The organism is Bradyrhizobium sp. dw_78, from assembly GCF_018449525.1.
GTDB lineage: Bacteria > Pseudomonadota > Alphaproteobacteria > Rhizobiales > Xanthobacteraceae > Bradyrhizobium.
In genome coordinates this window covers 76,738-88,848 of sequence record NZ_JAAVUS010000004.1, presented here as the reverse complement: position 1 = coordinate 88,848, position 12,111 = coordinate 76,738, and the positions used below count along the sequence as shown (strand labels likewise).

11 protein-coding genes and 1 pseudogene are annotated in these 12,111 nt (G+C 62.2%); all 12 read left to right on the top strand.

Annotated elements, in window-relative coordinates; translation table 11 throughout:
* Nucleotides 1-51: 51 nt before the first annotated feature.
* The 12 genes and pseudogenes from pyrH (at nt 52) to lpxB (ending at nt 12,102) form a co-directional block, all read left to right on the top strand.
* The gene (gene pyrH / locus HB630_RS12230; protein ID WP_213772516.1) at nt 52-768 is read left to right on the top strand and encodes a UMP kinase; all 717 of its coding nucleotides are present in this window, start codon (nt 52-54) and stop codon (nt 766-768) included.
* Between the two features lie 68 nt (nt 769-836).
* Nucleotides 837-1,400, top strand: coding sequence for a ribosome recycling factor (gene frr / locus HB630_RS12225; RefSeq protein ID WP_213772515.1), 564 nt, complete (start codon nt 837-839; stop codon nt 1,398-1,400).
* A gap of 90 nt (nt 1,401-1,490) precedes the next feature.
* On the top strand, nt 1,491-2,249 hold the full coding sequence (locus HB630_RS12220) for an isoprenyl transferase (protein WP_213772514.1): 759 nt from the start codon (nt 1,491-1,493) through the stop codon (nt 2,247-2,249).
* Nucleotides 2,246-3,094: a phosphatidate cytidylyltransferase gene (locus HB630_RS12215; RefSeq protein WP_346656081.1), complete on the top strand. Its 849-nt coding sequence runs from the start codon at nt 2,246-2,248 to the stop codon at nt 3,092-3,094. Before HB630_RS12220 ends, HB630_RS12215 begins: the two co-directional genes overlap by 4 nt.
* Nucleotides 3,095-3,098: 4 nt before the next feature.
* Entirely contained in the window at nt 3,099-4,322 is a 1,224-nt protein-coding gene (gene dxr / locus HB630_RS12210; protein WP_213772513.1) for a 1-deoxy-D-xylulose-5-phosphate reductoisomerase, read from the top strand.
* A gap of 42 nt (nt 4,323-4,364) precedes the next feature.
* Entirely contained in the window at nt 4,365-5,516 is a 1,152-nt protein-coding gene (gene rseP, locus HB630_RS12205; RefSeq protein ID WP_213772512.1) for an RIP metalloprotease RseP, read from the top strand.
* A gap of 164 nt (nt 5,517-5,680) precedes the next feature.
* On the top strand, nt 5,681-8,212 hold the full coding sequence (gene bamA, locus HB630_RS12200) for an outer membrane protein assembly factor BamA (protein ID WP_213772511.1): 2,532 nt from the start codon (nt 5,681-5,683) through the stop codon (nt 8,210-8,212).
* Nucleotides 8,213-8,357: 145 nt separating this feature from the next.
* Nucleotides 8,358-8,552 (top strand): annotated as a pseudogene (locus tag HB630_RS28355) (hypothetical protein); the annotation flags it as partial.
* Entirely contained in the window at nt 8,552-9,010 is a 459-nt protein-coding gene (fabZ, locus tag HB630_RS12190) for a 3-hydroxyacyl-ACP dehydratase FabZ (RefSeq protein ID WP_213772509.1), read from the top strand. The pseudogene HB630_RS28355 and the gene fabZ, both read left to right, overlap by 1 nt.
* A gap of 220 nt (nt 9,011-9,230) precedes the next feature.
* A complete protein-coding gene (gene lpxA / locus HB630_RS12185) occupies nt 9,231-10,034 on the top strand; it encodes an acyl-ACP--UDP-N-acetylglucosamine O-acyltransferase (RefSeq protein WP_213772508.1) in 804 nt (267 codons plus the stop codon).
* 20 nt (nt 10,035-10,054) lie between these two features.
* The gene (gene lpxI, locus HB630_RS12180) at nt 10,055-10,912 is read left to right on the top strand and encodes a UDP-2,3-diacylglucosamine diphosphatase LpxI (protein ID WP_213772507.1); all 858 of its coding nucleotides are present in this window, start codon (nt 10,055-10,057) and stop codon (nt 10,910-10,912) included.
* Nucleotides 10,912-12,102, top strand: coding sequence for a lipid-A-disaccharide synthase (gene lpxB, locus HB630_RS12175; protein WP_213772903.1), 1,191 nt, complete (start codon nt 10,912-10,914; stop codon nt 12,100-12,102). The genes lpxI and lpxB overlap by 1 nt, the downstream gene beginning before the upstream one ends.
* Nucleotides 12,103-12,111: the final 9 nt, after the last annotated feature.

Sequence of the window (12,111 nt, the reverse complement as noted above, 5' to 3'; positions counted from 1 at the left end):
ACGAGTCCGATCGGCTTGGCTGATTCGGGCTTCAGGGAGAGCGATCGCATCATGGCTGAGCCGGTCTATCGTCGCGTGGTGATCAAGCTCTCCGGCGAATATCTCGCCGGCGCGCAATCCTTCGGCATCGACCAGCTTACCATCGACCGGATCGCCGGCGACCTGATTGCGGCCCGTCAACTGGGCGGCGAGATCGCGGTCGTGGTCGGCGGCGGCAATATCGTCCGCGGCGTGGAGGTCTCGTCGCAGGGCGTGTCGCGTCCGACCGGCGACACCATGGGCATGCTCGCCACCGTGATGAACTGCCTGGCGCTGGAGGCCGCGATCGAACGAAAAGGGGCGTCGGCGCGCACCTTGTCGGCCTTCGTCATGCCGCAGATCTGCGAATTGTTCACCCGGGGCGCGGCGCACAAATATCTTGCCGAAGGGCGGATCGTGCTGCTGGGCGGCGGGACCGGCAATCCGTTTTTCACCACCGATACTACGGCGGTGTTGCGGGCCGCCGAAATCGGCGCCCACGTGGTGCTGAAGGCCACCAATGTCGATGGCGTCTACAGTGCCGATCCCAAAAAGGACCCGTCCGCGAAGCGGTTTGAACGCCTGACTCACTCGCAGGCGATCGAGGGCGGCTACAAGGTCATGGATGCGACAGCTTTCGCGCTTGCCCGCGAGACGTCGCTGCCTATCATCGTATTTTCGATCGCCGAGCCTGGCTCGATTGGCGCGATTCTGCGCGGAACGGGCCGCGGCACAATCGTCGCCGGTTGACGGGCTTGTTAACGGCCCGTCCGGAAGTTGGTTGACGACGGCGGCTAGTCTGGAAGGAGGGGAGAATTATGCCCACACCCGGTTTCGATCTCAACGAATTGAAGCGCCGCATGCAGGGCGCCACCCAGTCGCTCAAGCACGAATTGAGCGGCTTGCGGACCGGCCGCGCCGCAGCCTCGATGCTGGAGCCGGTGCAAGTCGAAGCTTACGGCTCGCACATGCCGCTCAATCAGGTTGCGACCATCAGCGTGCCGGAGCCGCGACTGCTTTCCGTCCAGGTGTGGGACAAAACGATGGTCAAGGCGGTGGAAAAGGCGATCATCGATTCCAATCTCGGCTTGAGCCCCGCCACCGAGGGCCAGGTGCTTCGGCTTCGTATTCCCGAACTCAACGAAGAGCGCCGCAAGGAACTGGTGAAAGTGGCGCATAAATATGCGGAAGCCGCCAAGGTCGCGGTGCGGCATGTCCGCCGCGACGGTCTCGATACCGTCAAAAAGCTGGAGAAGAACCACGAGATTTCCGAGGATGATCAGGAGCGTCTGGCTGCCGATGTGCAGAAGACAACCGACGGCGTGATTACCGAGATCGATCAGTTGCTTGCGGCCAAGGAAAAGGAAATTCTTACCGTTTAACGTCCTCTTGTTGTTTTGACGCGTTTTCTTCACGCGAACCGGTGTCCGCTTCGCTCAAAAACGCTCCAAGGATTGGCCAAGGATTGACCGATGTCGAACGCCGCCGCCCCCGCACCCCAAGCATCGGACCGAGCCGATAATCCTGTGCATGTGGCGATCATCATGGACGGAAACGGCCGCTGGGCGGCGGCCCGCAGCCTGCCGCGCGCGGAGGGGCACCGCCGCGGGGTAGAGGCGCTGCGCCGCGTGGTTCGCGCGGCGTCCGAACTCGGCATTCTCTATCTGACGATCTTCTCGTTCAGCTCGGAAAACTGGTCGCGCCCGGCTACCGAAATCGGCGATCTGTTCGGCCTGCTCCGAAGGTTCATCCGCAACGATCTGGCAACCTTGCATCGCGACGGCGTGCGGGTGCGCGTGATCGGCGAACGCACCGGCCTCGAGGCCGATATTTGCGCGCTCCTGAACGAGGCTGAAGAGCTGACGAAAGCCAACACCAAGCTCACCCTTGTCGTCGCCTTCAACTATGGCTCGCGCCAGGAAATCGCCAAGGCGGCGCAGCGTCTGGCGCTTGAGGTCGCGGAAGGAAAACGCGAGGCTTCCTCGATCGACGCCGATGTACTTGGCCGGTACCTCGATACGCCCGATATTCCCGATCCCGACCTGATCATTCGCACCAGCGGCGAGCAACGGCTGTCGAACTTCCTGATGTGGCAGGCGGCCTATAGCGAGCTCGTTTTCGTGCCGATCCATTGGCCCGATTTCGATAAGGCCGCGCTGGAAGGAGCGATCGCCGAATACGCCCGGCGCGAACGTCGCTTCGGTGGCCTGGTTGCGAAAACCGGATCGTGACCCAAGGCAAATCCGCGCCGGCGGCCATTGTGGAGCAGAACGGGCGCAATCTTTTGATGCGCATTGTCGCGGCGTTGGTGCTGGCGCCAGTCGCGATTGCGATCGCCTATCTCGGCGGATGGTTCTGGGCCGCGCTGGTGACGCTGGCTGCGATCGGTCTTTACGTGGAATGGCTGACGATCATCGGCAAAGCCCATCAGACGACCGTGGTGGCGTCCGGCGTCGCGGCGCTGCTTGTCATGGGCTGGTCTGTCGGCCAGGGGCATATCAAGGCCTTGCTCGTCACCTCGGTGCTTGGCCTGCTGGCGACCGGATTGCTCGCGCCGGAGCGGCGTCTGTGGGCCGCGGCCGGATTTTTCTATGCGGCTGCCGCGCAGATCGCTTCGATCTTGCTGCGATTTGATCCGGCCGACGGATTTTCCGCCCTGATCCTGATTCTCCTCGTGGTGTGGGTGACCGATATCGGCGGCTATGTCGCCGGCCGCGGCATCGGCGGGCCGAAGCTCTGGCCACGGGTCAGCCCCAACAAGACCTGGGCCGGCGCGATCGGCGGTTTTGTGGCGAGCCTTGTGGTCGGCGCCGGATTTGCCGTCTTCAAGGTCGGCGGCGCTGTTCCGATTCTGGTTCTCGGATCGGTTCTCTCCATCGCCTCGCAGTTCGGCGATCTGTTCGAATCCGCGGTCAAACGCCGGTTCGGCGTCAAGGATTCCAGCCACATCATCCCCGGTCATGGCGGGGTGCTTGACCGGCTTGACGGGTTCGTTGCCGCCGTGGTTCTGGCTGCGATTTTCGGTCTTTTGCGGGGCGGCGTGGATGGCGTCGGCCGCGGTCTTATGGTTTGGTGAAATGATGAGCGCTGTTCCGTTGCGTAACAACAAGGCCGCCGCTTCCGCCGTGCGTGCCGTAACTGTGCTGGGCGCCACCGGTTCCATCGGCGACAGCACGATGGATTTGCTCCGTGCCGCGCCCGGCCGCTATCGGGTCGAGGCCCTGACCGCCAACACCAATGTCGAGGCGCTGGCGAAGCTTGCCAGGGAGTTCCGCGCCCGATTCGTGGCCATTGCCGATCCCACTTTGTTGAAAGATCTGCAGGACGCGCTGGCTGGAACGGGCACCGAATGCGGCGCGGGCGAAAGCGCGATCATCGAGGCCGCATCGCGGCCGGCGGATTGGGTCATGGCCGCCGTCAGCGGCGCCGCCGGATTGAAGCCGGCGCTCGCGGCGGTGGACCGGGGCGCGACCGTTGCGCTCGCGAACAAGGAATGCCTGGTTTGCGCGGGTGATTTTTTCATGGAGCGCGCGGCCAGGGCCGGCGCCTGCATCCTGCCTGCCGATTCCGAACACAACGCGCTGTTTCAGGCGCTTGGTTCCGGCAATCGCGAGGAGCTGGTTCGCGTCATCATCACGGCGTCCGGCGGGCCGTTCCGGACCTGGGCCGCCGCCGACATCGAACAGGCGACACTGGCCCAGGCGCTGAAACACCCGAACTGGAGCATGGGGCAGAAGATCACCATCGATTCGGCATCGATGATGAACAAGGGGCTCGAGGTCATCGAAGCCTCCTATCTTTTCGCGCTCTCTCCGGATGAAATCGACGTATTGGTGCATCCGCAGTCGATTGTTCACGGCATGGTTGAATTTTCCGACCGTTCGGTTGTGGCGCAGCTGGGATCGCCCGATATGCGCACGCCGATCGCGCATTGCCTCGGCTGGCCCGACCGTATCGTTGGACCGGCCGCGAAACTCGATCTTGCCAAGATCGGGCAATTGACCTTCGAGGCGCCGGATTTCGGCCGTTTTCCGGGGCTGCGGCTGGCGTATGACGCGCTGCGCACCGGCCACGGCGCGACCACCGTCTATAACGCCGCCAACGAGGTGGCGGTGGCCGCCTTCATCGCCGGCAAGATCAAGTTCGGTGCGATCGCGCGGCTGGTTGAAGCAACCCTGGAGGCGTGGATGCGTTCTGGTAATTTGGCGCCGCTGACCTCGGCCGACGATGCCATCGACGTTGACCATAATGCGCGAAATAGGGCCGCCACCCTATTGCCTCAAATTGCCGCAAAGGCATCCTAGACGGTTGGGGCGGAGCTTTCGGCTCGGGGCGAGGGGAATTGTATGTCAGAGTTTTTTCTGCATAGTTTCAATACGTTGAGCCATCTGCTCATGGGGTACGCGATCCCCTTCCTGTTCGTCCTCACCATTGTCGTTTTCTTTCATGAGCTCGGGCATTTCCTGGTTGCCCGCTGGGCCGGCGTGAAGGTGTTAACTTTCTCGCTGGGCTTTGGGCCGGAACTCGTTGGTTTCAACGACCGTCATGGCACCCGCTGGAAGATTTCGGCTGTGCCGCTTGGCGGTTATGTCAAGTTTTTCGGCGACGAAACCGAGGCCTCCACGCCGTCTTCCGTCCTGCTCGCCGGCATGACCGCAGAGGAGCGTGCGGGAAGCTTCCATCACAAGAAGGTCGGACCGCGGGCCGCTATCGTCGCCGCCGGTCCGATTGCCAATTTCGTGCTCGCGATCCTGATCTTTGCTGGCATGTTCACGTTCTTCGGCAAGCCGAGCACCTCGGCGCGCGTCGACAAGATCGAGGTCGGCAGCGCCGCGGCGGCGGCCGGCTTCCAGGTCGGCGACGTCGTGACGGCGATCAATGGTGAGACCATCGAGAGCTTCTCCGACATGCAGCGGATTGTCGGCATCAATGCCGGCGACCCGCTGGCATTCACGGTCAAGCGCGGCGATTCGACCGTGCAATTGCAGGGAACGCCGGAACTCAAGGAGGTGAAGGATCCGTTCGGGAACGTCCATCGGATGGGCGTGCTCGGAATCACGCGTGCGACATCGCCCGGCGATGTCACCACCGAGCGCGTGAACCCGGCTACCGCCGTGTGGCTCGGTGTCAAGGAAACCTGGTTCGTGATCGAACGCACGCTGGCCTATATCGGCGGGGTCTTTACCGGTCGTGAGGCCGCCGATCAGGTCGGCGGACCGCTGCGGATCGCGCAGATCTCGGGTCAGGTCGCGACCATCGGCCTGGCTGCCTTGATTCAGCTCGCCGCGATGCTCTCGATTTCGATCGGGCTGCTCAACCTGTTTCCCGTGCCGTTGCTCGATGGCGGGCATCTTTTGTTCTATGCCTTCGAAGCGGTTCGGGGTCGTCCGCTGTCGGATCGGGCGCAGGAAATGGGGTTCCGAATCGGGCTGGGGTTGGTGCTTATGCTGATGGTGTTCGCCACCTATAACGACATTCTGCATCTGGCCGCGTCGTGATGCCTGGCGTGGCCGATAGGCAACGTCTTGGAACGAAAATGAAATTGCAGCGCAATCGGACGTTTGCCGGCGGGGTGAAATTGTCTACAAGCGGGACTACAAATGGGAATCTGTCGATTCACGGGGGTGTGGGTCGACCTTGGAATGACAAGGGCGCGTGGCGCATGAATGTTGGAATGCGAGTGCGGGGTGGTCTGTTTGCCGCCCTGGTTCTGTTCGCCACGCCGGTCGCCGCCTCTCTCGCGGCCATGCTTGTGCCAACGGCCGCTGCCGCCCAGACGGTTGACTCGATCGAAGTCCAGGGCAACCGGCGCGTCGAGATTGAGACCATTCGTTCCTATTTCAAGGCGGGCCCCGGGGGGCGTCTCGACCAGGCGGCGATCGATGACGGTCTGAAAGCCCTGATCGAGACCGGCCTGTTCCAGGATGTGAAGATCAATCCGGCGGCGGGCGGCCATCTGGTTGTGGTCGTGGTCGAAAATCCCGTCATCAACCGGGTCGCCTTCGAAGGTAACAAGAAGATCAAGGACGAGCAGCTCTCGGGCGAGGTTCAGTCCAAGCCGCGCGGAACGCTGTCGCGTCCGATGGTGCAATCCGACGCCCAGCGCATCGCCGAAATCTACCGGCATGCCGGCCGTTATGACGTCCGCGTCGATCCTCAAATCATCGAACAGCCGAACAATCGTGTCGATCTTGTCTTCGAGATCACCGAAGGTGTGAAAACCGGCGTCCGGTCGATCGAGTTCGTCGGCAACAAGGTTTATTCGTCCTATCGCCTCAAGGACATCATCAAGACGCGCGAATCGAACTGGCTGAGTTTTCTCGGCAGTAATGACGTGTATGACCCGGACCGGATCGAAGCCGACCGCGACCTGATTCGCCGTTACTATCTGAAGCACGGCTTTGCCGACGTGCAGGTGGTGGCCGCGCTGACCGAATACGATCCGGACAAAAAGGGCTTTTTGGTTACGTTCAAGATCGAGGAGGGCCAGCAATACCGGGTCGCCTCGATCAATTATCAGTCCAGCATTCCGACGCTTGACGGAAATACACTGTCCAATTTCTCCCGTGTTTATGTCGGCTCGCTGTACGACGCCGAGGCGCTGGAAAAGTCCGTCGAGGAAATGCAGATCGAGGCGTCGCGCCGCGGTTATGCCTTTGCGGTTGTGCGTCCGCGCGGTGACCGCAATTTCGATGCGCACACCGTTTCCATCACGTTTGCTATCGACGAAGGTCCACGCGTTTACATCGAGCGCATCAACGTCCGTGGCAACACCCGCACCCGCGACTATGTGATCCGCCGTGAATTCGATATCGCGGAGGGCGACGCCTACAACCGCGCGCTGGTCGATCGCGCCGAGCGCCGCCTGAAGAACCTCGATTTCTTCAAGACCGTGAAGATCACGACCGAGCCTGGATCTTCCAGCGATCGCATCGTTCTCGATGTCGATCTGGAGGAGAAATCCACCGGTGACTTCTCGGTGTCGGGTGGCTACTCGACCACCGATGGCGCGCTCGCCGAGGTCAGCATTTCGGAACGTAACTTCCTGGGCCGCGGTCTTTATGCGAAAGCATCGGTCACATACGGCGAGTATGCGCGTGGCGTCTCACTGTCCTTTGTCGAGCCCTATCTGCTGGATTATCGCGTCGCGGCTGGGCTTGACGTGTACTACCGTGAACAGCTCGCAAACGACTATATTTCGTATGGCACCAAGACGATCGGTTTCTCTCCCCGGCTCGGATTTGCTCTGCGCGAGGATTTGTCGTTGCAGCTTCGCTACTCGCTGTATCAGCAGCAGATCACGCTGCCGTTCCAGCTCGACAATTGTAACAACCTGAACCCGAGCAGTTCGACGTTCCTGCCAACGCCGGCTTACATCAGCCAAGTCTTGAATGGCGTCGATCCCACCGGCAATTCCCAGGCCGGTTTCTTGCCGGGCTGTTTGGCTGACGGCGAATCGTCGCTGCCGGTTCGGCAGGAACTGCAAAACGGTGCGGAATGGGTTTCGGCGCTGGGCTATTCGCTCGACTACAACACCCTCGATAACAACAAGAATCCGACCGACGGTTTGCTGGTCGATTTCAAGCAGGATTTTGCCGGTGTTGGTGGTGACGTCAGCTACCTGAAGTCGATGGTCGACGCGAAATACTACACGCCGCTGGTTGCCGACATCGTCGGGTTGGTTCACGTCCAGAGCGGCATGCTCAATCAGGTCGGCAATAATCAGCTGCGTATGCTCGATAATTTCCAGATGGGACCGAATCTGGTCCGCGGCTTTGCACCTAACGGTATCGGCCCGCGCGATCTGACCTTCTACCCCTATACGCAAACGGGCGATGCGCTCGGCGGCACCAAATACTGGGGAGCGTCGTTCGAACTCCAGATGCCGTTCTGGTTCCTGCCGAAGGAAGTCGGTCTTAAGGGCGCGGTTTATGCCGACGCCGGATCGCTGTGGGATTATCAGGGGCCGACGTCATGGGCCGCTACCGGTGAAGTCAACGGTCTGGTCAACGGCAACCCCTGCAAATGCGCGATGTCGTTTGATGATGGCAATGTTATTCGTTCATCGGTCGGTGTCGGCTTGATCTGGGCTTCGCCGTTCGGTCCGCTGCGCTTCGACTACGCGGTGCCGATCACCAAGGGCAAGTACGACGTCGTCCAGGAGTTCAAGTTCGGCGGTGGTACCTCGTTCTGAGTTAGTGCTCGGGGCGGGCCAGGCGGCTGGGATGGCGCGACCGGCAGCGTTTAAACATCTGTCGTGGCCGGCGCAGGTTGATCTGGCCGCGCTGGCTCTGACGGTTGCGCCGTATACCGGACGACAGGCTCTGGCTTTGTTCGAGGGCGTCGGCACTCAAATCGACAAGCCGTGTCAAATCAGCCACAATGTGCCTATCGGTGGGCATTGTCTGCTGGCGGCTCAGCCGCGCTTCGCGGACAATCTGACGATTGGCGACAATGCCGCGCCGGTGACCGAGGTCGGAATCAACCTCCTTCGTAGCCGTGCGGCCGATCCGAAGGGTGAGGAAAGGGAGTGATGGAGGAGGCGTCGGTCATTTTTGAGGATGTTGATATCAACAAAATCCTCGCCACCCTGCCGCATCGCTATCCGATGCTGCTGATCGATCGGGTCATCAATATCCGAAGCGATTTCAGCGGCATTGGTGTCAAGAACGTCACGTTCAACGAACCTGTGTTTCCGGGACACTTTCCGGACCGTCCGGTCTATCCGGGTGTGATGATGATCGAGGCGATGGCGCAGACCGCCGGCGTCATCGGCATCCTCTCGGTCCAAGGCACCGAGAAGCCGAGGGCGGTCTATTTTCTCACGATCGATAAATGCAAATTCCGCAAGCCGGTGCTGCCCGGCTCGACCATCGAATATCACATGCGCAAGATCGGCAAGCGCAGGGACATGTGGTGGTTTCACGGCGACGCCAAGGTCAACGGCGTTGTCGTCGCGGAAGCCGATGTGGGCGCGATGCTGACCGACTGACGGGGAGGCGGTTGCTTGCCCGGCCGCCGGGCGCGCATCGCATTTATCCGGCGCCGGCTTCCTCTCAATGACCGCGACCGGACTTGTATATGGGCTGCGTCCGGACCGCTGAAATACGGGGTCATCAGACGTCACTGGACAGTGCCGTTGTCCCGCGTTAACCAGCGGAAAACCCTGATACATTCGTAACCAACGAGTTTGGCTGGCACGGGACTGTTCGATGAGCATGATCGACCCCACTGCGCGGATCGAAGATGGCGCTGTGATCGGCGAGGGCACCTCCGTCGGCCCCTATTGCATCATCGGTCCCAACGTCGTGATCGGCGCTAACTGCAAGCTGATCGCCCATGTCCACATCACCGCGCAGACCACGATCGGCGACGGTTGCACGATCTATCCGTTCGCCTCGCTGGGAACGCCGCCGCAATCGCTGAGCTATCGCGGTGAACTGACGAAACTGGAGGTCGGCGCCGGCTGCACGATCCGGGAATCCGTGACCATGAATGCCGGTACCGTTGCCGGCGGCGGCATTACCCGCGTCGGCGACCGCGGCTATTTCATGAATTGCAGTCATGTCGGCCACGACTGCCATGTCGGCAACGACGTGATCTTCGCGACATCCGCCACATTGGGCGGTCATTGCGAGATCGGTGATTTCGTTTTCATCGGCGGATTGTCGGCGGTGCATCAGTTTACGCGGATCGGACCGCAGGTGATGATCGGCGGCGTTTGCGGCGTGCGCGGCGACGTGATTCCGTTCGGCCTCGCCAATGGTCAATATGCCAGCCTCGAAGGTCTCAACATCATCGGCATGAAGCGGCGCAAATTCACACGCGAACGGCTCGCGGCGGTGCGTTCGTTCTATCAAAAGCTGTTTCACGGGCCGGGGATTTTCGCGGAGCGGTTGGCCGCGGTACAGCCTTTGGCGGCTGAGGATCCCGCGATCGCACAGATTCTGGCCTTCATCGGCGAGGCCAAGCATCGGGCGCTGTGCATGCCCGCCGACGACGGCAACCGGAATTGACGGAGGGGACGGCCGGAGCCATGACCGACAAGGCTTTGGAAATTTCGTCGCCGATCGGTCTGGTTGCAGGGGGAGGCGCGATGCCGTTCGCGGTCGCGGACTCGCTCGTCGCTCACGGCGTCAACCCGGTTCTGTTCGCGCTGCGCGGAGCCTGCGATCCGGTGCGGGTAGAACGCTTTCGCCACCATTGGATATCGGTCGGCCAGTATGGCAGGGCGGTGAGCCTGTTTCGCGCGGAGAATTGCCGCGATCTTGTCTTCATCGGCACGCTGGTACGCCCCGCGCTATCTGAAGTCCGTCTCGATTGGGGCACGCTTCGCATCATTCCCCGCGTGCTGGCGGCTTTCCGCGGAGGAGACGATCATCTCCTGTCCGGCATCGGCGGCATTCTCGAGCGGGATGGTTTTCGCATGGTGGGAATCAGGGACGTTGCCCCCGATCTCCTGATGCCCGACGGCTGTCTGACCCGCGCGGCGCCGGACGGAAGCGCCGTCGCCGATATCGCGCGGGGGCGCGAGGTGCTGAAGGCGCTCGGCCCCTATGACATCGGCCAGGCCGTGGTCGTGATCGATGGTCACGTGGTCGGGGTGGAGGACATCGAGGGCACCGACGGGCTGCTCGCGCGCGTGGCGCGGCTGCGCGCGGAGCGTCGTATCCGGGCCAAGGCCGGACGAGGCGTGCTGGTGAAGGCGCCCAAAAGCGGGCAGGATTTGCGCTTCGATCTCCCGACGATGGGGCCGCGGACCGTCGAGGGCGCTATAGCCGCCGGGCTTGCCGGGATTGCGATCGTTGCCGGTAACACCATTGTGGCCGAACCTCAGGCGGTGATCGAGACGGCGGACGCCGCTCGGGTTTTCGTGACCGGTTTGCCCGCGTGATGCCGGCGCGTGCCATCGAGGGCGTCACGCGGAAGGTGTTCCTGATCGCGACGGAGGAATCGGGAGACCGGCTTGGCGCCAACCTGATGAGGGTGCTGCGCCAGCGCCTCGGCGATGCCGTCCGGTTCGAAGGCGTCGGCGGCCGCGCGATGGCGCAGGAAGGGCTGTCGTCGCGGTTTGCGATCGAGGAATTATCGATCGTGGGCCTGGCTGCGGTCGTCAAACAATTACCGAAGATATTGCGTCTGATCCGCCAGACCGCCGATGCGGCGATAGAAGCCTCGCCCGACATCCTCGTGATCATCGACAGTCCCGATTTCACCCACCGGGTGGCCAGGCGCGTTCGCGCCCGCAATGCCGCGATCCCGATCGTCGACTACGTCTCCCCGACGGTGTGGGCTTGGCGACCCGGCCGCGCCCGCGCGATGCGCCGCTATATCGATCATGTGCTTTGCTTGCTGCCGTTCGAGCCGGAAACCTACCGCAGGCTTCATGGGCCGCCCTGTAGTTATGTCGGCCATCCCCTGGTCGAGCAGATCGGCGTCCTGCGGCCGGGGATTGACGAGCAAAAGCGTCGCGATCAGGCTCCGCCCGTGCTCCTGGTGCTGCCGGGAAGCCGCCGCAGCGAAATCAGGCACCACTTGCCGGTCTTTGGCGAGACGCTGGGACGGCTGAGCGCACAGCATACGCCGTTTGAAGCCATCCTGCCCACCATGCCGCATTTGCAGGATGCTGTCCGGGAGGGCGTCAAGAACTGGCCGGTGCAGCCGCGCGTCATCGTGGGCGAACAGGAGAAGCGGGCGGCTTTCCGGATCGCGCGCGCGGCCCTGGTCAAATCGGGCACGGTGACGCTCGAACTGGCGCTGGCCGGCGTGCCGATGGTCGCGGTGTACAAGGGCGGCAGCGTCGAGGCGTGGATTGTGCGCCGGGTGGTCCGGGTCAGTTCGGTCATCCTCGCCAATCTCGTGGTCGGCGAGAATGTCGTGCCGGAGTTCCTCCAGGAGGACTGCACGCCGGAGAAACTGGTTCCGGCACTGTACGAGATCCTTGCGGATTCGCCGCAAAGGCTCCGGCAGACCGAAGCCTTTGCACGGCTTGATACGATCATGTCGACCGGTGACCAGCCGCCGAGCGTTCGCGCCGCCGATATCGTGCTGGCGATGTTGCGTGAATCTCGCCGCGCCAATTGATGCCTAAAA